The organism is Bradyrhizobium sediminis (assembly GCF_018736085.1).
In the GTDB taxonomy this organism is placed as follows: domain Bacteria; phylum Pseudomonadota; class Alphaproteobacteria; order Rhizobiales; family Xanthobacteraceae; genus Bradyrhizobium; species Bradyrhizobium sediminis.
In genome coordinates this window covers 4320507-4342281 of record NZ_CP076134.1, presented here as the reverse complement: position 1 = coordinate 4342281, position 21775 = coordinate 4320507, and the positions used below count along the sequence as shown (strand labels likewise).

Annotated in this window: 20 protein-coding genes and 1 pseudogene; 15 read left to right on the top strand and 6 right to left on the bottom strand. The window is 64.0% G+C overall.

Translation table 11 applies throughout. The features are described from left to right. Positions 1–2 precede the first annotated feature (2 nt). Positions 3–881: a 4-(cytidine 5'-diphospho)-2-C-methyl-D-erythritol kinase gene (locus tag KMZ29_RS20850; RefSeq protein WP_215620986.1), complete on the top strand. Its 879-nt coding sequence runs from the start codon at positions 3–5 to the stop codon at positions 879–881. Here KMZ29_RS20850 and KMZ29_RS20845 read toward each other — a convergent pair. Further along, positions 878–1510, bottom strand: coding sequence for a LysE family translocator (locus KMZ29_RS20845; protein WP_215620985.1), 633 nt, complete (start codon positions 1508–1510; stop codon positions 878–880). The two genes, KMZ29_RS20850 and KMZ29_RS20845, sit on opposite strands and share 4 nt — an antisense overlap. 4 nt (positions 1511–1514) lie before the next feature. Beyond that, positions 1515–2525, bottom strand: coding sequence for a polyprenyl synthetase family protein (locus tag KMZ29_RS20840; protein ID WP_215615222.1), 1011 nt, complete (start codon positions 2523–2525; stop codon positions 1515–1517). A 134-nt stretch (positions 2526–2659) separates the two neighbouring features. Here KMZ29_RS20840 and KMZ29_RS20835 point away from each other — a divergent pair, with 134 nt between their 5' ends. The 9 genes and pseudogenes from KMZ29_RS20835 to KMZ29_RS20795 form a co-directional block, all read left to right on the top strand. Further along, positions 2660–2887, top strand: a complete 228-nt coding sequence (locus KMZ29_RS20835) for a putative signal transducing protein (protein WP_215620984.1) — start codon at positions 2660–2662, stop codon at positions 2885–2887. Further along, positions 2880–3647: a tRNA1(Val) (adenine(37)-N6)-methyltransferase gene (locus KMZ29_RS20830; RefSeq protein WP_215620983.1), complete on the top strand. Its 768-nt coding sequence runs from the start codon at positions 2880–2882 to the stop codon at positions 3645–3647. Before KMZ29_RS20835 ends, KMZ29_RS20830 begins: the two co-directional genes overlap by 8 nt. A gap of 258 nt (positions 3648–3905) precedes the next feature. Beyond that, a complete protein-coding gene (locus KMZ29_RS20825; protein WP_215620982.1) occupies positions 3906–4817 on the top strand; it encodes a S49 family peptidase in 912 nt (303 codons plus the stop codon). A 107-nt stretch (positions 4818–4924) separates the two neighbouring features. Continuing rightward, on the top strand, positions 4925–5116 hold the full coding sequence (locus KMZ29_RS20820) for a hypothetical protein (RefSeq protein ID WP_215624352.1): 192 nt from the start codon (positions 4925–4927) through the stop codon (positions 5114–5116). A gap of 121 nt (positions 5117–5237) precedes the next feature. Next, positions 5238–6170, top strand: coding sequence for a glycine--tRNA ligase subunit alpha (locus KMZ29_RS20815; protein ID WP_215620981.1), 933 nt, complete (start codon positions 5238–5240; stop codon positions 6168–6170). A 155-nt stretch (positions 6171–6325) separates the two neighbouring features. Continuing rightward, on the top strand, positions 6326–6679 hold the full coding sequence (locus KMZ29_RS20810) for an endonuclease domain-containing protein (RefSeq protein WP_249779746.1): 354 nt from the start codon (positions 6326–6328) through the stop codon (positions 6677–6679). A gap of 5 nt (positions 6680–6684) precedes the next feature. Further along, positions 6685–8796, top strand: a complete 2112-nt coding sequence (gene glyS / locus KMZ29_RS20805) for a glycine--tRNA ligase subunit beta (protein WP_215620979.1) — start codon at positions 6685–6687, stop codon at positions 8794–8796. A gap of 230 nt (positions 8797–9026) precedes the next feature. After that, on the top strand, positions 9027–9584 hold the full coding sequence (locus KMZ29_RS20800; protein ID WP_215620978.1) for a hypothetical protein: 558 nt from the start codon (positions 9027–9029) through the stop codon (positions 9582–9584). A 24-nt stretch (positions 9585–9608) separates the two neighbouring features. Beyond that, a pseudogene (locus KMZ29_RS20795) lies at positions 9609–10080 on the top strand (DALR anticodon-binding domain-containing protein); the annotation flags it as partial. Positions 10081–11007: 927 nt separating this feature from the next. Here the strand turns inward: KMZ29_RS20795 and KMZ29_RS20790 are convergent. Then, the gene (locus KMZ29_RS20790; protein ID WP_215620977.1) at positions 11008–11370 is read right to left on the bottom strand and encodes a DUF1236 domain-containing protein; all 363 of its coding nucleotides are present in this window, start codon (positions 11368–11370) and stop codon (positions 11008–11010) included. 239 nt (positions 11371–11609) lie between these two features. On the opposite strand from KMZ29_RS20790, the gene KMZ29_RS20785 reads away from it, so the two are divergent. From KMZ29_RS20785 to KMZ29_RS20770, 4 genes are all read left to right on the top strand, one after another. After that, the gene (locus KMZ29_RS20785; protein ID WP_215603136.1) at positions 11610–11765 is read left to right on the top strand and encodes a DUF3096 domain-containing protein; all 156 of its coding nucleotides are present in this window, start codon (positions 11610–11612) and stop codon (positions 11763–11765) included. 91 nt (positions 11766–11856) lie between these two features. Continuing rightward, positions 11857–14718 carry a pyruvate, phosphate dikinase gene (gene ppdK, locus KMZ29_RS20780; protein WP_215620975.1) on the top strand — a complete coding sequence of 954 codons (2862 nt, stop codon included), beginning with the start codon at positions 11857–11859 and terminating at the stop codon, positions 14716–14718. A 27-nt stretch (positions 14719–14745) separates the two neighbouring features. Then, the gene (locus KMZ29_RS20775) at positions 14746–14925 is read left to right on the top strand and encodes a hypothetical protein (RefSeq protein ID WP_215620974.1); all 180 of its coding nucleotides are present in this window, start codon (positions 14746–14748) and stop codon (positions 14923–14925) included. Positions 14926–15020: 95 nt separating this feature from the next. Then, positions 15021–16472 carry a cell wall hydrolase gene (locus KMZ29_RS20770; RefSeq protein WP_215620973.1) on the top strand — a complete coding sequence of 484 codons (1452 nt, stop codon included), beginning with the start codon at positions 15021–15023 and terminating at the stop codon, positions 16470–16472. 7 nt (positions 16473–16479) lie between these two features. Here KMZ29_RS20770 and nadC read toward each other — a convergent pair whose 3' ends face one another. The 3 genes from nadC to nadA are packed head-to-tail and all read right to left on the bottom strand — an operon-like array spanning position 16480 to position 20149. Beyond that, positions 16480–17358, bottom strand: a complete 879-nt coding sequence (nadC, locus tag KMZ29_RS20765) for a carboxylating nicotinate-nucleotide diphosphorylase (RefSeq protein ID WP_215620972.1) — start codon at positions 17356–17358, stop codon at positions 16480–16482. A 15-nt stretch (positions 17359–17373) separates the two neighbouring features. After that, complete coding sequence (locus tag KMZ29_RS20760) at positions 17374–18981, bottom strand: L-aspartate oxidase (protein ID WP_215620971.1); 1608 nt, start codon at positions 18979–18981, stop codon at positions 17374–17376. A 58-nt stretch (positions 18982–19039) separates the two neighbouring features. Then, a complete protein-coding gene (nadA, locus tag KMZ29_RS20755; RefSeq protein WP_215620970.1) occupies positions 19040–20149 on the bottom strand; it encodes a quinolinate synthase NadA in 1110 nt (369 codons plus the stop codon). Positions 20150–20517: 368 nt separating this feature from the next. Between nadA and KMZ29_RS20750 the strand changes: the two genes are divergently transcribed. After that, a complete protein-coding gene (locus KMZ29_RS20750) occupies positions 20518–21768 on the top strand; it encodes an MFS transporter (protein WP_215620969.1) in 1251 nt (416 codons plus the stop codon). The last annotated feature ends 7 nt before the right edge of the window (positions 21769–21775 follow it).

Genomic DNA, 21775 nt, shown 5'->3' with positions numbered 1-21775 from the left:
TGATGTTGATGGAAGAGGGGCGTGCCAAGGTCAACCTGACCCTGCGGGTGGTCGGGCGCCGCGTCGATGGTTATCACGACCTCGAAAGCGTGGTGGCGTTCGCCGATTGCGCCGATCGCATCACGCTGACGCCGGGCGCCAAACTGGATCTCGAGACCACCGGGCCGCTGGCGCAGGCCTGCGGCGAGAACGCGGATAATCTGGTGTTCAAGGCGGCGCAACTGCTCAGCGAACGCGTGCCGGATCTCAAGCTCGGCGATTTCGTCCTCGACAAGAAGCTGCCGGTCGCTGCCGGCATCGGCGGCGGTTCGGCCGACGCCGCGGCGGCGCTGCGGCTGCTGGCGCAGGCCAACGGGCTTGCGCTCGACGATCCGCGCCTGATCGAGGTCGCGCGGCTGACGGGCGCCGACGTGCCGGTCTGTCTTGCCTCGCGCCCCTGCGTCATGACCGGCGTCGGCGAAGCCTTGATGCCGCTGAGCCTGCCGATCATGCCCTGCGTGATGGTCAACCCCCGGGTTCCGGTCGCGACCAAGGACGTGTTTGCCGCACTGGGCTTGCGCAACGGCGAGCTGCTGGTCGGCGCCACCGACGTGATCCGGACGCCGGGCTGGCCGGAGCAGGGGGCGTCGGTCGAAGACTGGGTTGAAGCACTCAGCTCCGCTTCCAACGATCTCGAAGAGCCGGCAATGCGCATCCAGCCCGTGATCGGCGAAGTGCTCGCCGCGCTCAACGCCACCAACGGGGCATGGCTGGCCCGGATGTCGGGCTCAGGCGCGACCTGCTTTGCGATCTATGAGAATACCGCGGACGCCCAGCGCGCGGCGCAGAAGATCGGCCGCGATCACCCGCAATGGTGGGTGCATGCGGGCGTGTTGAGCTAGCTTGTCGCCGGCCGCCGCACCAGCGCGAGCGAGAGTCCCAGTCCGGCAATGAAGATTCCGGAGCCCTGTCTCAGACGCTGAAACAAACGTGGCCTGCGCGCGAGTGTCGCGCGTGCCCTGGAGGCCATGGCGACCACGACGACGTCGGCGCAGGTGTTCAGCGCCACCGAGATCAGGCCCAGCATCATGAACTGGAGAGCCGGGGACGTAGCTGTCGGTTCCAGGAATTGCGGAATGAACGCCAGAAAGAAGGCCGCGGTCTTGGGATTCAAAGCCTCGACCAGGACGCCATCCCGAAAGGCGTGCTCGGCCCCGCCGGCGTCAACGCGATCCAGCGACAGGCGGCCTGCCTCGCGAAACGTCCGGATGCCAAGCCAGACCAGATAGAGCGCACCGGCCAGCTTCAGCCCGGTGAAGAGCTGGGCGCTGGCAAGAATAATTGCGGAGACGCCGAGGCCCCCGGCAACAACATGGACAAGCCCGCCGACCGCCGTACCCAGAGTGGACGCGATGCCGGCGTTCCTGCCCCCCGAGAGCGTCCTCGCCGCCACATAGAAAATGCCGGGGCCGGGAATTGCGGCAATGATGAAAGCTGCGGCAAGAAACAGCGACAGGTTCTCACCGCTCATCTTTCTAGTGCGACCTTGCCAGGCAGAACGCCACCACCTGCTCAAGCGCGGTCTTCATCGGCGAGGCCGGAAACAGCGCCAGCGCATCGACCGCCATCGCGCCGTAGTGCTGGGCGCGGTTGATGGTGTCCTCGAGCGCGCGGTGCTTGGTCATCAGCCCGATGGCGTGATCGAGATCGCCGTCGCCGATCTCGCCGCGCTCCAGCGCCTTGACCCAGAAGGCGCGCTCAGAGTCATTGCCGCGGCGGAACGCCAGCACCACCGGCAGCGTGATCTTGCCTTCGCGGAAATCGTCACCGATGTTCTTGCCGAGCTTGGCGGCCTTGCCGCCGTAATCCAGCACGTCGTCCACCAGTTGGAACGCGATGCCGAGGTTCATGCCGACCGAGCGGCACGCGGTCTGTTCGGCCTTCGGACGATTGGCGATGACCGGGCCGACCTCGCAGGCCGCAGCGAACAGCTCGGCGGTCTTGCCTCGGATCACGGCGAGATATTCATCTTCCGTGGTCGCGGTATTCTTCGCTGCCGCCAGTTGCATCACTTCGCCCTCGGCGATGGTGGCCGCGGCGGAGGAGAGAATGTCGAGCGCGCGCAGCGAGCCGACCTCGACCATCATCCGGAAGGCCTGGCCGAGCAGGAAATCGCCGACCAGCACGCTGGCCTCGTTGCCCCACAGCATGCGCGCGGACAATTTGCCGCGCCGGAGCTCGCTTTCGTCGACCACGTCGTCATGCAGCAGGGTGGCGGTATGCATGAATTCGACCGAAGCCGCGAGCTTGATATGGCCCTCGCCGGAATAGCCGGCGAGACCCGCCATCGCCAGCGTCAGCATCGGCCGCAGCCTTTTGCCCCCTGAGGAAATCAGGTGGTTGGCGACCTCGGGGATCATGGTGACCTCGGAGCCGGTCCGCGACAGGATCGTCGCGTTGACCCGCTCCATGTCGGCGGCGACAAGCCCGACCAGCTCATCTATCGAAGCATTCGATGGGCTCTCGAAGGGTACAATAACCGCCACGCTGGTCTCCACATTTGCCCAATTCGGACTATCCTTAAGGTCTGACAATAGAAAGTGCCGGGTAATGCGGCAAGGGCAGGTAGCGGTTGACACGCGCCCGCACCCCACCCCGGATCGGCAAAGGAGAGCCAAAGTTGCGGGAACTGGTTCGGACCAACGATATGGTGCTGGTTTCGGCGGTCGGAGCCCTGCTCGACGGCGCCAATATTCGCCATCTGGTGCTGGACCAGAACATGAGCATCCTCGAAGGCTCCCTCGGCATCCTGCCGCGCCGTATTCTGGTTCATGAGGACGACGACCGCGAAGCGCGACAGATCCTCAGCGACGCGGGGCTCGCCCACGAACTGCGGGCCGATGACTGATTCCGCCTCCGAATTCACCGAGGATGCCTTTCTCGGCGGACAATTGCGCCTGCGTCAGCCGCGGTCGGGCCACCGCGCCGGCCACGACGCCCTGCTGCTGGCCGCGGCGACGCCGGCAGGTCCGGGCGAGCGCGTGGTCGAATTCGGCGCCGGCGTCGGCGCCGCCGGTCTCGCGGTTGCCAGGCGCGTGACCGGGATCGATCTCGTTCTGGTCGAGATCGATGCGGCGCTGGCCGGGCTCGCGCGCGGCAACGCCGCCTCGAATGCCATCGCGGCCGAGGCGATCGTGCTGGATGTTGCGGCTGCCGCCGACGCCTTTGCCGCTGCGGGCCTCACTCCCGACAGCGCCGACGTCGTTCTGATGAATCCGCCGTTCAATGATGCCGCGCGGCACCGCGCCTCGCCGGACCAGGCCCGCGCCTCGGCCCATGTCGCAACGGCTTCGACGCTGGAGAGCTGGGTCCACGCCGCGCGGCGGATCCTGAAATCCGGCGGCGTGCTCACCCTGATCTGGCGCGCCGACGGAATTGCGGAGGTGCTGGCGGCGCTCGATCGCGGCTTCGGCAGCCTTGCTGTTCTGCCGGTTCACGGCGATCCCAAGGCACCCGCGATCCGCGTCCTGATACGTTCGATCAAGGGCGGACGGGCTCCCACGCAAATCCATCCCGCCCTGATGCTCAATGATGAGTCAGGCGTGCCCAATAAACAGGTACAGGAAATTCTGGCGGGGAAGGGCGTCTTGCCGCTTGCGACACTGTGAGGCGTGTCCGGCCGCTCACGATTTGAGCAGAAGTGCTATTGCGGGAGCGTCTCTGACTGCCGTTCCGGTGCCGAAGTGAAGTGAACCGCGGTCAAAAGGATACCCATCAGCATCATCAGCAGATAGATTTTCATGTCACTCTCCGCTGCGCGATTGCAGCCATAACGACTGCAAAGCAAAAGGCGTTCCACCGCTTCGGGCGTTCGACTCCTTCATTGGCAGTGGCGCGATAAAAAATGGTTAATTCGAGGTAACGGCATGAGTGAACAAATAAGTGATCGCGCGGGACTGCCGGGCCTCGTCGAGCGGCTGATGGAATTCGTTCCGGCGCGGCTGCGGCGTGGCGCAGTCGTCGTGCCCGTGGTCCGGCTGTCGGGCCTGATCGGTGCGGTGACGCCGTTGCGGCCGGGGATGTCGCTGGCGGGTGTCGCCCGGGTGCTGGAGCGCGCCTTCACCATGAAGCATGCCAAGGCCGTGGCGCTGGTGATCAATTCGCCCGGCGGTTCGCCGGTGCAGTCGCGCCAGATCTATCTTCGCATCCGGCAGCTTGCCGCGGAGAAGAAGCTGCCGGTGCTGGTGTTCGTCGAGGACGTGGCGGCCTCCGGCGGCTACATGATCGCCTGCGCGGGCGACGAGATCTTCTGCGATCCGTCCTCGATCCTGGGCTCGATCGGCGTGATCGGCGGCTCCTTCGGATTCCAGGACCTGATCAAGCGGATCGGCGTCGAGCGGCGGCTCTATACCGCCGGCGTCCACAAGGCGATGCTCGATCCGTTCCTGCCGGAAAACCCCGACGACGTCGCGCGCCTGAAAGCGCTTCAGCGCGAGATCCACGCCATCTTCATCGCGCTGGTGAAACAAAGCCGGGGCGCCCGGTTGAAGGGCTCCGACGATGTGCTGTTCACCGGGGAATACTGGGCCGGGGAAACCTCCGTGTCGCTTGGTCTTGCGGACGCCGTCGGCGACCTGCGCTCGACCTTGCGCGCCCGCTACGGCGACAAGGTGCTGACCCCCGTGGTCTCGCCTCCGGGCGGGATGCTGTCGAGCCTGTTCGGCCGCAAATCGGCCGGCGCGGGAACGGCTGCATCGCTCGAGGCCATTGCGGGCCTGCCGGACGAACTGATTTCGGCGCTCGAGAGCAGGGCAATTTGGGCCAAATTTGGGTTCTGAGGCCGACTACCCCGCGCCATTTGGTCCCGGATAAGGCGATTGCGGCAAAGGCCGGCTTGCGCGACAATATCAGCGGGGCGCGACGTATGAACGACAAGGATCGACCGATGCCGCCGCTGATTGCATTCGCGGGCGCCCTGGGTGGGCTGGCCGTGGTCCGCTGGGCCTACAAGGCCGCCCAGAGGGTCAACAGGGAATTGGAAGAGGCCCGGCTGGCGCGGGTCGCCGAGGCTGCCCGCGCGAACGAGATTCCGACGCTGCGGCGGGACCCCAACACCGGCGCCTACCGCCCGGGCTGAATCGATCTGATTTTTCGCCGGGTTTGGCGGTGTCGGGGCTCCGACATCGCCTTGATTCCCTTGGCCGCCGCCGATACGGTCCCGCGCGCTTCAAGCCCCCCTCGCGAGACCGATTCTGCCTATGGACGCCATACCTGCCCACATGCGCCCGGAACGCTCGTTCCAGGGACTGATCCTGACGCTGCAGCGCTATTGGGCGGATTACGGCTGCGTGATCCTGCAGCCCTATGACATGGAGGTCGGCGCCGGCACCTTTCACCCCGCGACCACGTTGCGCGCGCTCGGGCCGAAGCGCTGGAACGCGGCCTATGTGCAGCCGTCGCGGCGGCCGAAGGACGGCCGCTACGGCGAAAATCCCAACCGGCTGCAGCATTATTACCAGTACCAGGTGATCCTGAAGCCGTCGCCTTTAGACATTCAGGAACTCTATCTGAAATCGCTGAAAGCGATCGGTATCGACTCCGCGCTGCACGACATCCGCTTCGTCGAGGACGACTGGGAAAGCCCGACGCTCGGCGCCTGGGGGCTGGGCTGGGAATGCTGGTGCGACGGCATGGAAGTGTCGCAGTTCACCTATTTCCAGCAGGTCGCCGGCGTCGAATGCGCGCCGGTCGCGGGCGAACTCACCTACGGGCTGGAACGGCTCGCCTGCTATCTGCAGGGTGTCGACCGCATCATGGACCTCAACTTCAACGGCCGCGAGGGCGACGAGAAAGTCAGCTATCGCGAGGTGTTCTTCCAGGCCGAGCAGGAATATTCGCGGCACAACTTCGAACATGCCGACACCGTGATGCTGTTCGAGCAGTTCAAGATGGCCGAGGAAGCCTGCAAGAAATATCTCGATGCGGGCTGGAAGGACGGCAAGCGCGAGGCGCATTTGATGGCGCTGCCGGCCTATGACCAGTGCATCAAGGCGAGCCACGTCTTCAACCTGCTCGATGCCCGCGGCGTGATTTCAGTGACGGAGCGGCAGAGCTACATCATGCGCGTGCGCGAACTGGCAAAAGCCTGCGGCGAAGCCTGGGTGCATACCGAAGCGGGCAGGGCTTCGTGAGAAAAGCGATTTTGGAATTGAGTATTTCAGCGAGCACGGACCTGCTCCTCTCCCCCCGCGCGCGAAGCGCGTGGCGGGGAGGGGTCGGGGGTGGGGGGTGGATGCCACAGAGGACGCCGCGTGCCGTCGACAAACGCGTTCCACGTGCGAGAGCTTTGCGTCGTGATGCGACCGAAGCCGAAAAGAAGCTCTGGCAACATTTGCGGCAACCTCCCTTCAAGCAGCATCACTTTCGGCGTCAGGCGACGATCGGTCCCTACTTCGCCGACTTCGCCAGCCATCAGCTCAGAATGGTTATTGAAGTGGATGGCGGGCAGCATTCCGATAACATTGCGGATAATCGGCGGACATCCTGTCTAGCCTCCGAAGGCTATCGTGTTCTGAGGTTCTGGAATAACGACGTGCTGGGAAATATGTCGGGCGTTCTTGCGGCGATCGACACAGCGATCAACGCGGATAGACCCCCCACCCCCGACCCCTCCCCGCCGCAAGCGGGGGGAGGGGAGTAGAGCCAATGCCCGATCTTCTGCTCGAATTGTTCTCCGAAGAAATTCCCGCGCGCATGCAGGCGAAGGCGGCCGAAGACCTGCGCCGCATGGTGACGGACAAACTCGTCGCCGAAGGTCTGGTCTACGAAGGTGCAAAAGCCTTCGCGACGCCGCGGCGGCTGACGCTGACGGTGCACGGCATTCCCGCGCGGCAGTCGGACTTGAAAGAAGAGCGCAAGGGCCCGCGCGTCGGCGGGCCGGAGGCGGCGGTGCAGGGCTTCCTGAAAGCGACCGGGCTCAAGTCGCTCGACGAAGCCAAGATCCAGCGCGATCCGAAGAAGGGCGATTTCTACGTCGCGCTGATCGAGAAGCCCGGCCGCGCCACGCTCGACGTGCTCGCCGATATGCTGCCGGTCATCATCCGGACCTTTCCGTGGCCGAAATCGATGCGCTGGGGCGAACGTTCGGCGCGATCGGGCGCGCTGAGCTGGGTGCGGCCGCTGCATTCAATCGTCGCGACCTTCGGCCTCGAGACCGAAGCACCCGACGTCGTGAAATTTGCCGTCGACGGCATCGAGGCCGGCCAGACCACATCAGGCCACCGCTTCATGGCGCCGGCGGCGATGGAAGTGCGCCGCTTCGAGGATTACGAGGCGAAGCTGTTGGATGCCAAGGTCGTGCTCGATCCGCAGCGCCGCAAGGACGCCATCCTGACCGACGCCAGCCAACTGGCGTTCGCGCAAGGCTTCGAGCTGGTCGAGGACCAGGTGCTTCTCGACGAGGTCGCAGGGCTCGTCGAATGGCCCGTGGTGCTGATGGGGGCGTTCGATGAGGAATTCCTGTCGATCCCGGGCGAGGTGATCCGCGCCACCATCCGCAACAACCAGAAGTGTTTTGTGGTCAGCGATCCCAAAACGGGAAAGTTGACCAACAAGTTTATCCTCACCGCCAACATCGAGGCGTCCGATGGCGGCAAGGCCATCATCGCCGGCAACGAGCGCGTGATCCGCGCGCGGTTGTCCGACGCGAAGTTCTTCTACGAGTCCGACGTCAAGACTAAGCTGGAGAACCGGCTACCGAAATTCGACGGCATCGTGTTTCATGAGAAGCTGGGAACGCAGGGTGAGCGCATAAAGCGGATCGAGATTGCGGCTGTGGAGATGGCACAGTTTGCCAAAGCCGATACCGAGAAGGCGAAGCGCGCAGCTCACTTAGCAAAAGCCGACCTGCTGACGGAAATGGTTGGTGAATTTCCCGAACTACAGGGGCTAATGGGAAAATACTATGCGCTGGCGCAAGGAGAGGATGCCTCAGTCGCCGCAGCTAGCGAGGAACATTACAAGCCGCAGGGGCCGAATGATCGCGTGCCAATCGATCCGGTTTCGATAGCTGTGGCTCTCGCCGACAAGATCGACACGCTGGTGGGCTTCTGGGCGATCGACGAAAAGCCGACCGGGAGTAAGGACCCATACGCATTGCGCAGAGCGGCGTTGGGTGTAATCCGAATAGCGATCGAACGCGGAATTGATTTGTATCCTCGCGGTCTTCTCGAAAAGCACATCAAGAGAGTTCGTGCAGATCTTTCCGATGGAGCGATTTCCGAAATCGGCGATTCATTCCAACGTTTCTTCGAGGATCGCCTTACCGTTCAGCTTCGCGACCAAGGCGCGCGACATGATCTTGTGGAGGCCGTGGTTGGGCTTGGTGGCAAAGAGGTTGGGCTGCTATCCGTTGTCCGTCGCGTCGAAGCGCTCGGTAGATTTCTCGATAGCGATGACGGCAAGAACCTGCTCGCCGGCACCAAGCGTGCGGCGAACATTCTGCGCATCGAGGAGAAGAAGGACGGCAAGGCCTATGACGGTGCGCCGGATGCTGCGCTCTATTCTCTCGACGAAGAGAAGACGCTGGCGAAAGCGATCGGCCGGGTGAAGACGGAAGCCGGCGCTGCGGTTGGAAGAGAAGACTTCGCCGCGGCGATGAGCGCGATGGCGAAATTGCGGCCGGCGGTCGATGCGTTCTTCGACAAGGTCAAGGTCAATGACGACGACGCCAAGGTTCGCGAAAATCGCCTGAAGCTGTTGAATGAGATCCGCGCCGCCACGCGCGCGGTGGCGGATTTTTCGAAGATACAGGATTAGGTGGGCCGTCATCCCGCGCGAGGCCGGTTCACAACGTAGAAATGCCATGTCAGCGTTCTGGGGTAACCCGGAAGTCACCGGGAGATGGTCAAGCCGACGCGATTGACCCGGAACGGACATGAGGGATTGGATTGTCTTCAGGTGACCTTTCATTTATCGATTCCAGACCGAGGCACGAGCCAGCTAACATCAATCTCGGCGCTTGCCGAGTTCGCGACTGGGAGGTTCAAATGAGTTCAGCCCGTTCAGCCATGGGCGTTATCGTTTTCGTCGGCACCGTTTGGATGGGATCGGCTCCAGCCATCGCCGTACCGCAACAACTCCTGAACAAGACGGTGACCCTTAGTTGGACCACGCAATCTGTTCAGCGCAGCTCTGACGGAAAGGAAAGGCAGGTAAACTCCAGTATCAGGTACATTATCTACATCAGCTCTTTGGGCCGACTGTTCGAGCGCTCGTCACGATCGGCGGGCAGCCGGACGCAAGTTGGAGATGCTGACCCAAATGCGAGGAATACCAAAATGGGCGAAGCCAGAGGGATGCGATTTGAGGGCAACGCGCTCGTCGCCAATCGGGGCTACAGCGGCGCTGGAGGATCGGGCGCGATGCGCGCGGTCGCGACCTTCGATCCGAGCTTCTCGAGCTGCACGCTTGCCGTGACTCACGGCAGAGAAAACGGCGGTGTCATCAAGCGCAAAGGGCTCGATGGGGTCGTGCGCGAATACTTGTCGTTGACCGTGACGGGATCGAGTTGCTCGATTCAAAACGGCAATGGGTTAGCGAGTTAATGGGCGTCTGGAGAGAACGACTAGGGCGCACGCCACGATCTCGTCGACGCTGTATTCGCTCTCGAAGGCCAGGACGATCTGTTGATGGGTAGTCCGCCACGTCGAGGCGCTCGGCAAATTTCTCGATAGCGACGACGGCAAGAACCTGCTCGCCGGCACCAAGCGCGCCGCGAACATCCTGCGCATCGAGGAGAAGAAGGACAGCAAGGCCTATGACGGCGCGCCGATCGTTGCTCTCTACTCTCTCGATGAGGAGAAGGCTCTCGAGAAGGCGATCGGTCAGGTGAAGTCGGAAGCCGGCGCTGCGGTTGCAAGAGAAGACTTCGCCGCTGCGATGAGCGCGATGGCGAAATTGCGGCCGGCGGTGGATGCGCTCTTCGACAAGGTCAAGGTCAATGACGACGACGCCAAGGTTCGCGAAAATCGCCCGAAGCTGTTGAATGAGATCCGCGCCGCCACGCGCGCGGTGGCGGATTTTTCCAAGATCCAGGATTGAGTCCCGTCATCTCCGCGTGAACGCGATTGCGCTCATCGCATTGTAGCTTGTACGTTGCGCTGCTTTCGTGCGTCACGGTGTCTTCCCTGCGAACGCAGGGACCCATAATCCCAGTCGCCGATTGTGACAAAGGCGTCGACCAGTCTGCGCAAAAATGCGAAGCCGCGGCGTATGGGTCCCTGCGTTCGCAGGGACGACACTGCTTAGGATGGGCGGAGCGAAAGCGATACCATCAGCGCTCCCCGGCAGGCTCTAACAGCCTTCGAGCACGAACGGGCTCAGATCCAGCGACGGGCGGTTGGTGAGAACCGCCCGTTCGCACATTCTGGCAGATTTTGCGGACACAAGAGCGCGGAGTAAGCCGTAAAGCCATTGCGCAGGGAAGGCCGGATTGCCTCCGCTGAACCTGTATGCTCGTGTGCGTGTTCTCTATGTGCATTTGCACGCGAGACCGCGGGTGCAGCGCGCACCCGGTCTTCCCTGCGCCCTCTGATTGGAGGGTTGAGGAAAATTCGAAAGCAAAGCTCGGGCGAAATCCGCCGCGAGATCGCGAAGCTGCGTTTATGTGAACGCGCTGTTTGAAACTTGAATCCACTGACGCTTATTGCGCAGGCACGCGCTCATCCACCAACCGTCATCGCCCGGTCGACCGGGCGACCCAGTATTCCAGAGACAGTCGTGTTCAACTGAAAGGCCGCGGCGTACTGGATCGCCCGGTCAAGCCGGGCGACGACCGATGAATCTCTATCGCGCTCGCATCACCAGTTGAGGAATCCGGGGGCAGCCTCATCGTTCAGGAATGTGCGCGCTCAAGCCGAAACGCACAAAACCAAAAGCCCCGTCCGGCGGGGGAGACCGGACGGGGCCTTGATGTCCGAAAAAGCGCCGCTGCGGCTCTCCGGACAAGTCGTTCGGGCGATCCCAACTCTAATCGACCACCTGAACGATGCGGCGGCTGCGCGGCTCGACCAGCACGGTCCGGCCGTTCACCACGGTGTAGCGATAGCGCGTCGTGCCATAGGTCTGCGGCACGTCGTAATAGGTGATGCCGGCTTCCGGCAGGATACCGCCGACCACCACGCGATCCGGGATGGTGTAGGTCGGCACGCGCTCGCGAATGACATATTCGCGGAACGCCGGGCGCCGATCGACGGCGATGCCGTCGGCGTCGTTGATGATCACGGTGCCGCCGCGAACGACGCCCGTCGTGATTTCGCTCTGCGCCTGCGCCGCGACCGGTGCGCCGAGGGCGCCCGCGATGGCGGCAATGGCAAGTACTTTGTTCCGCATGACAACTCCTTCCGACGTGATGCACGCTGGCTTTGCACAGCGCGCAATCCCACCCAATTCATCGCGCGCGGCATTGTTCCGGAGAAAGACGGAAGTTCACCGCTGCAATTTTCGGCATTTTTTGTGAGCGCCGGAACCGGTTGAAGGAACCTGCGTCTCCTATCGTGGAACCGTGCCGCAGGGTAAAATCCCCGCCTCGATTCGATTTTCCCCTTCAGCCGCCATCCGGAGAGATTTCAATGACCATCACCGCTGCTCATATCCAGCCCATCGTGGCGCTGATCGCTGGCATTCTCATTTTGATCATGCCGCGCTTCCTCAATCTCGTGGTCGCGATCTATCTGATCTTCATCGGTTTGGCGGGTCTCGGCTTGTTCAAGATGCTTCGAATGTAGCGTTCAAACCGGGAACTCGCGGCTTGCGCGGGACGGCCCAAAGTGGTGTAAGGCGCGCAACTCCCATTCCTCTCGCGGATTATTTGCAGTCATGGCCAAAGCCGCATCGAAGCTCAAGAAAACCGTAGCAAAATCAAAGCCATCCATGCCCACCCGGGCCAAGGCCGCGCCGCCGGCCCGCGCCCGCAAGGCGCTGAAGAAGAGCCCGGTCAAGCCGGCGCCGAAAGCCGCCAGGAAGGCGGCGGTAAGCAGGCCCGCGGCATCCGCGCCGAAGGCCGGCAAATGGGTGTTCACCTTTGGCGACGGCAAGGCGGAGGGCAAAGCGGGTCTGCGCGATCTGCTCGGCGGCAAGGGCGCCAACCTCGCCGAGATGGCCAATCTGGGCCTGCCGGTGCCTCCCGGCTTCACCATTCCGACCTCGGTCTGCACCTATTTCTACGCGCACGACAAATCCTATCCGAAGGAATTGAAGGCGCAGGTCGAAAAGGCGCTCGATTATGTCGGCAAGCTGACCGGCAAGGCGTTCGGCGATTCGAAGAATCCGCTGCTGGTGTCGGTGCGATCCGGCGGCCGCGCCTCGATGCCGGGCATGATGGATACCGTGCTCAATCTCGGTCTCAACGACAAGACGGTGGAAGCGCTGGCCGAACTGTCGGGCGATCGCCGCTTCGCCTATGACAGCTACCGCCGCTTCATCACCATGTATTCCGACGTTGTGCTCGGCTTCGAGCATCATCACTTCGAGGATATCCTCGATACCTTCAAGGACAGCCAGGGCTACGCGCTCGACACCGATCTCACCGGCGACGACTGGGTCGATCTGGTCGGCCGCTACAAGGACGCGGTGGCGCGCGAAACCGGCAAGGATTTCCCGCAGGATCCGCACGACCAGTTATGGGGCGCGATCGGCGCGGTGTTTTCGTCCTGGATGAATGCGCGCGCGGTGACCTACCGCCGGCTGCACGACATTCCGGAATCCTGGGGCACCGCGGTCAACGTGCAGGCGATGGTGTTCGGCAACATGGGCGAGACCTCGGCGACCGGCGTTGCGTTCACGCGCAATCCCTCGACCGGCGAGAGCAAGCTGTACGGCGAGTTCCTGATCAACGCCCAGGGCGAGGACGTGGTGGCGGGCATTCGCACGCCGCAGGACATCACCGAATATGCGCGCAAGGAGTCCGGCTCCGACAAGGCATCGATGGAAACCGCGATGCCGGCAGCGTTCAAGGAACTGACGCGGATCTACACGCTCTTGGAAAAGCACTACCGCGACATGCAGGACATGGAGTTCACGGTCGAGCAGGGCAAGCTGTGGATGTTGCAGACCCGCGGCGGCAAGCGCACCGCCAAGGCGGCGCTGCGTATCGCCGTCGAGCTCGCCAATGAGGGACTGATCTCCAGGAAGGAAGCGGTGACGCGGATCGATCCGGCCTCGCTCGACCAGTTGCTGCATCCGACCATCGATCCCGCCGCCAAGCGCGACGTCATCGCCACCGGCCTGCCGGCTTCTCCGGGTGCCGCCGCCGGCGAGATCGTGTTCTCCTCCGACGAAGCCGCCAAGCTGCAGGCCGACGGCCACAAGGTCATTCTGGTGCGGGTCGAGACCAGCCCGGAAGACATTCACGGCATGCACGCGGCCGAAGGCATTCTCACCACCCGTGGCGGCATGACCTCGCACGCCGCGGTGGTCGCGCGCGGCATGGGCAAGCCCTGCGTCTCCGGCTGCGGCTCGATCCGCGTCGATTATGGCCGCGGCACCATGAGCATCGGCTCGCGCACCTTCAAGACCGGCGACGTCATCACCATCGACGGATCGCTGGGCCAGGTGCTGGCCGGGCGGATGCCGATGATCGAGCCGAAACTCTCCGGCGAGTTCGGCACGCTGATGGGCTGGGCCGACCAGGTCCGCAAGCTCGGCGTTCGCGTCAACGGCGACACGCCGGACGACGCGCGCACCGCGATCAAGTTCGGCGCCGAAGGCATCGGTCTTTGCCGCACCGAGCACATGTTCTTCGAGGAAACCCGGATCCGCACTGTGCGCGAGATGATTCTCGCCGAGGACGAGCAGACCCGCCGTGCTGCGCTGTCCAAGCTCTTGCCGATGCAGCGGGCGGATTTCGTCGAACTGTTCGAGATCATGAAGGGCCTGCCGGTGACGATTCGGCTGCTCGATCCGCCGCTGCATGAATTCCTGCCGCATACCCAGGCCGAGATCGAGGAAGTCGCACGCGCGATGAACACCGATCCGCGGCGGCTGGCCGATCGCGCCCGCGATCTCGCCGAATTCAATCCGATGCTCGGCTTCCGCGGCTGCCGGCTTGCCATCGCCTATCCAGAGATCGCCGAGATGCAGGCGCGAGCCATTTTCGAGGCCGCGGTCGAGGCGGAAAAGCGCACCGGCAAGGCGGTCGGCCTCGAGGTGATGGTGCCCTTGATCGCCACCAAGGCCGAGTTCGACCTGGTCAAGTCGCGGATCGACGTCACCGCGCAGTCGGTGATGAAGGAAACCGGCAAGAAGCTCGCCTACCAGGTCGGCACCATGATCGAACTGCCGCGCGCCTGCCTGATGGCTGGCGACATCGCGCAGACCGCGGAGTTCTTCTCGTTCGGCACCAACGACCTGACGCAGACCACCTACGGCATCAGCCGCGACGACGCCGCGGGCTTTCTCGGCACCTACATCGCCAAGGGAATCCTCGAGATCGATCCGTTCATCTCGGTCGATCGCGCCGGCGTCGGCGAACTGATCAAGATCGGCGTGGCGCGCGGCCGCAAGACCCGCCCGAATATCAAGGTCGGCATCTGCGGCGAGCACGGCGGCGATCCCGCTTCGGTCGCGTTCTGCCACGAGATCGGGCTGAACTACGTTTCCTGCTCGCCCTACCGCGTGCCGATCGCGCGGCTCGCCGCCGCACAGGCCGCGCTGGGCAAGGTTGCCGCCAGCCAGGCGTGATACGCAACAACAGCCATTGAGACGGAAATGGCCGGGATTTTCCTGGCCATTTTCTCGCGGAAGCAGTTTTGCATGCCTGCCTTCTTCACCATTTTCGTTGACGCGATATTTACCACTTTGTTCGAGCGGCTGTTTACCAAGGTTTTCGATGTCATTGCACAAACCGCAGCGATTTCTTGCATGTATCGCGCCTGCAACGCCGGTTAACTCCCTCGCAACCTAAATTAGATACCACCAAAAAAGATCGAATTGCACGGATGTACTGAAGTTCGATCGGTGTAAGCGTTGCGTGAGCGTAGTCGATGTTAGTAATGCGTAACCGGCCGAAGGGCGCGCGGTTCGCGTCCTTCGGAATCGGCCTGTGCATCTTCGCATTGTTGCCGAATGAAATCGGATATCAGGACATCGCGTCACTGCTGGCCCGGCAGCCGGGCGTCGCCGAGCGCTGGCAGAAGCGCGTCTTCTCCGCCGCCAGCAATATCCAGGTCGCCACCTACAGCTTCGGTCGTCCGATCGGGACCTCGGCGCCGCGTGCGCCGACCTACCGGCTGGCCAGTCTCAACAACCAGGGCATCGACATCACCGGCTCAGTGACGCGCAATCCGCTTGCAGTGGCGCCGCCGCGCTATCATGCCTCCGATTTTCCCAGGGTCGACCGTACCCTGAAGGGCGACCGCCTCGTCACCGTCACGCCCGAGCCCGTTGCCCCCGCACCCGCCGAGGCCGCGCCGTCCAACGAAGATCCGTCGACCTCGAATGCATCCGTGATGGGCGCCAAGACCGCCGACGCCGTTCCGGCCGAGGCACCGGCGAAGCTCGATCCGGAACTGGCGGAAGCCCTGAGCGCTCCGCCGCTGCCGCAATACGATGTTGCGCTGTCGCTCGAAGCCCAGCCGCTCGACGACATGAAGGGTCCGTCCAGCACTGTTGCCGCCGTCGTGCCCGCGCCGATGCGCGACACTTTCTCGTTCAAGACCTCCAGCCTGTTCTTTGGCAGTTCGTCGCTAGGATCACCCGAGAGCATCGAGCGCTGGCAGCCCGGCGAGGAACCGATGATCGTGATGCCCGGCGCCCTGCCGGATCCGGACATGAAGGTGATGGCGTCGCTGCCGACGGTGGCGGACGAGCCGTCGAAGGCGGTCGAGAGCGGCGAGAGCGTCGCGCCCAAGGGCGAGGTCAATTCCGACAACCAGCGCGCCAAGACCCCGGCCGAGCGGCTCGGCCTGTTCGACGAGAAGTCGCGCGCCAAATCGGAAAAATGCCTCGCCGAAGCGGTTTACTTCGAGGCGCGCGGCGAGGCCGTGCGCGGCCAGATCGCCGTGGCGCAAGTGGTGATGAACCGCACCTTCTCCGGCAAATATCCGGATACCGTGTGCGGGGTGGTCTACCAGAACAAGCACCGGCATCTGGCCTGTCAGTTCACCTTCGCCTGCGACAACAATGCCGACGTGGTGCGCGAGCCCGACATGTGGGACCGCGCCAAGAAAATCGCCAAGGCGATGCTCGACGGTCAACTCTGGCTGCCTGAAGTCGCCAAGTCGACGCACTACCACGCCTATTGGGTGCGCCCGTCATGGGTCAACGAGATGAAGAAACTGTACAAGTTCGGCGTGCATACCTTCTACCGGCCGCGGGCCTGGGGCGACGGCAGCGAGGCGCCGAGCTGGGGTTCGACCGCTCAGACCGCGGAAATCTCCGCAAAGCTCGCCGAAGCCGCGCAAAGCTCGGCCGAGCAGGCCAGCGCGAAGCGCTAGCCATTATTCACGCATCGATGTCGAGCGCGACGTCGAAATTCGGCGCCGAATGCGTCAGCGCGCCGGCCGAGGCGTAGTCGACGCCGGTCGCAGCGATCTTCGCAATCGAATCCCAGGTGACGCCGCCGGACGCCTCCAGCACGACGCGGCCCTTTGCGAGCGTCACTGCTTCGGTCAGCGTGGCGATATCCATGTTGTCCAATAGCACGACGTCGGCGAGGTCGGTGTCGAGCACCTCGCGCAGTTGCGCCAGCGTATCGACCTCGATCTCGACCTTGACCAGATGTCCGACATGGGCCCGCGCGCGTTCCAGCACCGGCCGCACGCCGCCGGCGACCGCGATGTGGTTGTCCTTGATCAGGATCGCATCGTCGAGCCCGAAGCGATGGTTGAAGCCGCCGCCGCAGCGCACCGCATATTTCTCCAGCGCGCGCAGCCCCGGCGTGGTCTTGCGGGTGCAGCAGATCCGCATCCTGGTGCCGGCGGTATGGCGGACATAATCGGCGGTGAGGGTAGCAATGCCGGATAGCCGGCCGACGAAGTTCAACGCAGTACGCTCGCCCGCCAGCACCGCGCGCGCCGAGCCCGAGATCGTCAGTACATGCTCGCCTGACGCAACGGTGGCGCCATCGCGACAATGCGGCTGGATGTGGAGATCCGGCGACAGTTTTCGGAACGTCGCCACCGCCAGCGGCAGTCCCGCGATCACGCCGGCCTGTCGCGCGATCAGGACGGCGCGGGCCGGCGTCATTTCCGGAATGGTGGCGATCGAGGTGATGTCGCCGGCGCGGCCGAGATCCTCATCGAGCGCGCGCTGCGCCGCTTCGCCAATGGCGAGCGGCGACAGGAAGGCGTCCGGGTGCAGGAGCGAGGCTGGAGTTGTCATGGCGCGTGCTTTCGGTCAGGCGGTCATCGGCTGCGGGGTCCGTAACGCGGAACGTTCGGCGAGTGACGCTGCGACCTCTCGTGCCGCGGCAAGGGTCGTCATGGTGCGGCGGGCCAGCGCCGGCTTCTCGGCCGGATGATCGGAGCGGTAATGCGCACCGCGGCTTTCGCGCCGCGTCCAGGCCGAGGTTGCGACCAGCAGCGCCGTCGTGGCCATGTTGCGCAGCACGATGTTGCCGGTGTCGCGCTCGATCGCCGCGAACGACCGCACGGCTTCCGCCAGGCGATCGCCATCGCGGATCACGCCGATATGCGAGGCCATCATCGTCCTGAGATTTGCCTCCGCCCCCGGCGGCATCGCGCCGTTGTGCTGGCTGATAGACGTCGCGGACGGTCGAGCAGGCGCGGGAATTGCGCTGCCGGCAATATCCTCCGCGATTCGTGCGGCATAGACGACCGCTTCGAGCAGCGAGTTCGACGCCAGCCGGTTGGCGCCGTGCGCGCCGGTGGATGACACCTCGCCGCCGGCCCACAGGCCCGCGATCGAGGTGCGGCCATGCGTATCCACTGCGATGCCGCCCATGTGGTAATGCGCGGCGGGTGCGACCGGTATCGGCTGCGTCGCCGGATCGATCCCGGCGGCGCGGCAGCTGGCATGGACGGTCGGAAATTTCTCGGCGAAATGCGCGCCGAGCGCCCTGGTCGCGTCGAGGAACGCGCCACGGCCCGCCGTGATTTCCGCGAATACGCCGCGCGCCACGATATCTCGCGGCGCCAGTTCTGCCAGCGGATGCAGCGCCTGCATGAAACGTTCGCCATTGCCGTTGATCAGCCTCGCGCCTTCGCCGCGCAGCGCCTCGGTTGCCAGCGGCGCGGGATCGCGGCCGGCCATGATCGCGGTCGGGTGAAACTGCACGAATTCGGGGTCGGCGATTACGGCGCCGGCGCGCGCGGCGATGGCGAGGCCAAGCCCGCTGGCCTCCGCCGGGTTGGTGGTCACGGCATAGAGATGCCCGATGCCGCCGGTCGCCAGCACCACCGCGCGGGATGTAATCGTCACAGGTCTTGCAAGGGCATCGCCGACTGGACGCAGCTGCAGTCCGGTGACCGCGCCGTCACCGGTCAGGAGCGCTTGGGCGACGGTACCTTCGATCACCCGGATCGAGGGCATGTGGCGCACGGCTTCGATCAGGGCCGAGATGATGGCCTTGCCGGCCATGTCGCCGCGCACATGCACGATGCGCCGCGCGGAATGCGCGGCCTCGCGGCCGACCGCGAGCCGGCCTTCGAGGTCGCGGTCGAAGGGAACCCCGTAATGCAGGAGGTCATGGATGCGCGCGCCGGCTTCGCGCGCCAGTCCCAGCGCTATTGCCTCATCGACCAGGCCGGCGCCGACGGCGACGGTGTCGGCGGCATGCGCTTCCGCGCTGTCGCCTTCCGCGACCGCGGCGGCGATGCCGCCTTGCGCCCACGCCGTCGAGGCGCCCTGGCCGAGCGGTGCCGCGGAAATCACGGTGACCGGACGCGGCGCCAGTTTCAGTGCGCAGAACAGCCCGGCGAGGCCGCCGCCAACGATGACGACATCGTCGGTGGTGCGGGTGAGATCTTGAACTTGATCACTCATATCAGTTTCTCGCCAGTCGTCGTGCCCGCGAAAGCGGGGACGACGGCTCCCGTTGAACTCAATTCTTCAGATTGATCATCCGCTCGACCGAACGCCGCGCCTTTTCGGCGATCAGGGGATCTACCGTGACCTCCTCGCGCAGGTAGATCAGGCTGTCCAGAATCCTGGGCAGTGTGATCCGCTTCATGTGCGGGCACAGATTGCACGGCCGCACCATTTCGACGTCGGGCAGCTCGGCCTGGACGTTGTCGGCCATCGAGCATTCGGTGATCATCACCACGCGCCTCGGATGCTTGCTGCGGACCCAGTTGATCATGTGCGCGGTCGAGCCGGTGAAATCGGCCTCGGCCAGCACGTCGGGCGGGCATTCCGGATGCGCGATGATCTGCACCGAAGGATCGGCCTCGCGATAGGCGCGCAGTTCGTCGCCGGTAAAGCGTTCGTGCACTTCACAGGCGCCCTTCCAGGCGATGATCTTCACGCTGGTTTTCGACGCCACGTACTTCGCCAGATACTGGTCCGGCACAAAGATCACGGTCGGCGCATTGAGGCTTTCCACCACCTCGACCGCGTTTGACGAAGTGCAGCAGATATCGACCTCCGCCTTCACGTCGGCCGATGTGTTGACATAAGCGACCACAGGCACGCCGGGAAAGCGCTCGCGCAACAGCCGCACGTCGGCGCCGGTGATGCTGGAGGCCAGCGAGCAGCCGGCGCGCGAATCCGGGATCAGCACCGTCTTGTGCGGGTTCAGGATCTTCGAGGTCTCCGCCATGAAGTGCACGCCGCATTGCACGATGATGTCGGCCTTCACCTTGGTGGCTTCAATCGCAAGCTGCAGCGAATCGCCGCCGATGTCGGCGACGCAATGGAAGATCTCCGGCGTCTGGTAGTTATGTGCCAGGATCACCGCGCCTCGCGTCTTCTTCAGCTCGTTGATCGCCTTGACGTAGGGGGCCATGAACGGCCACTCGACCGGCGAGATCACGTTCCTGACCCGGTCATAGAGGTGCGCGGTGGCGCGCTCGACCTCGGGCGTCCACTCCAGCGATGGCGTCGGCAGCGCACGCGCGCGATCGGCGGGGCTGATGCTCTGCGCCGGAACGGGGGGATGGCCGTGAACGGGGTTTCCGAAGTCGGCGGGACCATAGATTCCAGCGATCGGCATGTGAGCCTCCCTTCGAAGTCTAAATATACTCATTATGAGCATATTTGGGTTCTGAGAAATCCGGCCTCGAAGGCCGGCGTTTTTGAAGAGCTGCGTGACCTGTGATCCGGACCAACCCGCAGCAGAGCAGTGGCCCGACCCGTGATGATCTACTTATCCTCATTACGAGCAAATCAACTATAACATCCCTCCGGGCGCTCCGCCAGACGCTCGGACGCCAATTCGTCGCTTCCGTCCGCCATGAATTGCAAGGCTGCAATGCAGAGCGTGCTTTTTTCCGGTTGCCGATTGGGGTTTCCATGCGAATGCATTAACTCCGTGCAACGTGCTCGCCGGACCTTCCGGTTGCACCAACCTTGAGGGATTGCATGTCGATTGCTGCAAGCGAACTCCGTCCGGCCCCCGCCATCGGCAACTGGCGTACCCCCCTGGTAATCATCGTCTGCGGCTGCGCGATCGCGCTGCTGAGCTTTGGGCCCCGGTCAAGCCTCGGCTTCTTCGTCCAGCCGATGGGCCGGGAGTTTTCTTGGGGCCGTGACGTCTTCGGGCTCGCGCTTGCCGTGCAAAATCTGTTGTGGGGGCTGGGCCAGCCGATCGCCGGCGCGATCGCCGACCGGTTCGGCGTGCTGCGCGTGATGTGCGTCGGCGCGCTGCTTTACGCCGGCGGCCTGTTGATGATGCGCTATGCCGCGACGCCCCTTTCGCTGGATATCGGCGCCGGCGTGCTGATCGGTTTCGGGCTTTCCGGCTGTTCGTTCAACCTCGTGCTCTCGGCGTTCAGCAAGCTCTTGCCGCCCGAGAAGCGGGGAATAGCGCTGGGCGCCGGAACCGCCGCCGGGTCGTTCGGGCAGTTTCTGTTCGCGCCGTTCGGCGTGGCGTTGATCGACAATTTCGGCTGGCAGGCGGCGCTGACCGTCTTCGCGGGACTGATGCTGCTGATCATCCCGCTTTCGCTCGCGCTGGCGACGCCGCCCGCGGCAGCGGCCGATGTGCCTGCGGCGGACCAGCAGTCGTTCAAGACGGCGCTGGCGGAAGCATTCGGCCATCGCTCCTATGTGCTGCTGGTGCTGGGCTTCTTCACCTGCGGCTTTCAGCTCGCCTTCATCACCGTGCATCTGCCGGCCTTTCTGTCGGATCGCGGCGTATCGGCGCAAACCGGCGGCTGGGTGATCGCCGCCATCGGCCTGTTCAATATTATCGGTTCGCTGAGTGTCGGCTGGCTGCAGAATGTCTTTCCGAAGCGCCATATCCTGTCGGCGATCTATTTCACGCGTGCGCTGTCGATTATCGCGTTCATCTCATTCCCGATCACCACATTCTCTGCAATCGCATTCGGCGCGATCAGCGGCCTGACCTGGCTCTCGACGGTGCCGCCGACGTCGGCGCTGGTGGCCCTGATGTTCGGCACCCGCTGGTTTGCGACGCTGTACGGCTTTGCCTTCGTCAGCCATCAGGTCGGCGGCTTCCTTGGCGTCTGGCTCGGCGGCATCGTGTTCGAGCAGTTCGGGTCCTACACCCCGATCTGGTGGCTTTCGGTGCTGTTCGGCGTGCTGTCGGCGCTGATCAACCTGCCGATCGTCGAGGCGCCGGTGGCGCGCCCGGTTGCGCAACCGGCCTGATCCGGTA

What these genes read in the sequence shown, in the direction of transcription:
- KMZ29_RS20850 (WP_215620986.1), top strand. Translation starts at nt 3, where the DNA reads ATGTTGATGGAAGAGGGGCGTGCCAAGGTCAACCTGACCCTGCGGGTG.
- KMZ29_RS20845 (WP_215620985.1), bottom strand. Translation starts at nt 1,510, where the DNA reads ATGAGCGGTGAGAACCTGTCGCTGTTTCTTGCCGCAGCTTTCATCATT.
- KMZ29_RS20830 (WP_215620983.1), top strand. Translation starts at nt 2,880, where the DNA reads ATGACTGATTCCGCCTCCGAATTCACCGAGGATGCCTTTCTCGGCGGA.
- KMZ29_RS20825 (WP_215620982.1), top strand. Translation starts at nt 3,906, where the DNA reads ATGAGTGAACAAATAAGTGATCGCGCGGGACTGCCGGGCCTCGTCGAG.
- KMZ29_RS20820 (WP_215624352.1), top strand. Translation starts at nt 4,925, where the DNA reads ATGCCGCCGCTGATTGCATTCGCGGGCGCCCTGGGTGGGCTGGCCGTG.
- KMZ29_RS20815 (WP_215620981.1), top strand. Translation starts at nt 5,238, where the DNA reads ATGGACGCCATACCTGCCCACATGCGCCCGGAACGCTCGTTCCAGGGA.
- glyS (WP_215620979.1), top strand. Translation starts at nt 6,685, where the DNA reads ATGCCCGATCTTCTGCTCGAATTGTTCTCCGAAGAAATTCCCGCGCGC.
- KMZ29_RS20800 (WP_215620978.1), top strand. Translation starts at nt 9,027, where the DNA reads ATGAGTTCAGCCCGTTCAGCCATGGGCGTTATCGTTTTCGTCGGCACC.
- KMZ29_RS20790 (WP_215620977.1), bottom strand. Translation starts at nt 11,370, where the DNA reads ATGCGGAACAAAGTACTTGCCATTGCCGCCATCGCGGGCGCCCTCGGC.
- KMZ29_RS20785 (WP_215603136.1), top strand. Translation starts at nt 11,610, where the DNA reads ATGACCATCACCGCTGCTCATATCCAGCCCATCGTGGCGCTGATCGCT.
- ppdK (WP_215620975.1), top strand. Translation starts at nt 11,857, where the DNA reads ATGGCCAAAGCCGCATCGAAGCTCAAGAAAACCGTAGCAAAATCAAAG.
- KMZ29_RS20775 (WP_215620974.1), top strand. Translation starts at nt 14,746, where the DNA reads ATGGCCGGGATTTTCCTGGCCATTTTCTCGCGGAAGCAGTTTTGCATG.
- KMZ29_RS20770 (WP_215620973.1), top strand. Translation starts at nt 15,021, where the DNA reads ATGTTAGTAATGCGTAACCGGCCGAAGGGCGCGCGGTTCGCGTCCTTC.
- nadC (WP_215620972.1), bottom strand. Translation starts at nt 17,358, where the DNA reads ATGACAACTCCAGCCTCGCTCCTGCACCCGGACGCCTTCCTGTCGCCG.
- KMZ29_RS20760 (WP_215620971.1), bottom strand. Translation starts at nt 18,981, where the DNA reads ATGAGTGATCAAGTTCAAGATCTCACCCGCACCACCGACGATGTCGTC.
- nadA (WP_215620970.1), bottom strand. Translation starts at nt 20,149, where the DNA reads ATGCCGATCGCTGGAATCTATGGTCCCGCCGACTTCGGAAACCCCGTT.
- KMZ29_RS20750 (WP_215620969.1), top strand. Translation starts at nt 20,518, where the DNA reads ATGTCGATTGCTGCAAGCGAACTCCGTCCGGCCCCCGCCATCGGCAAC.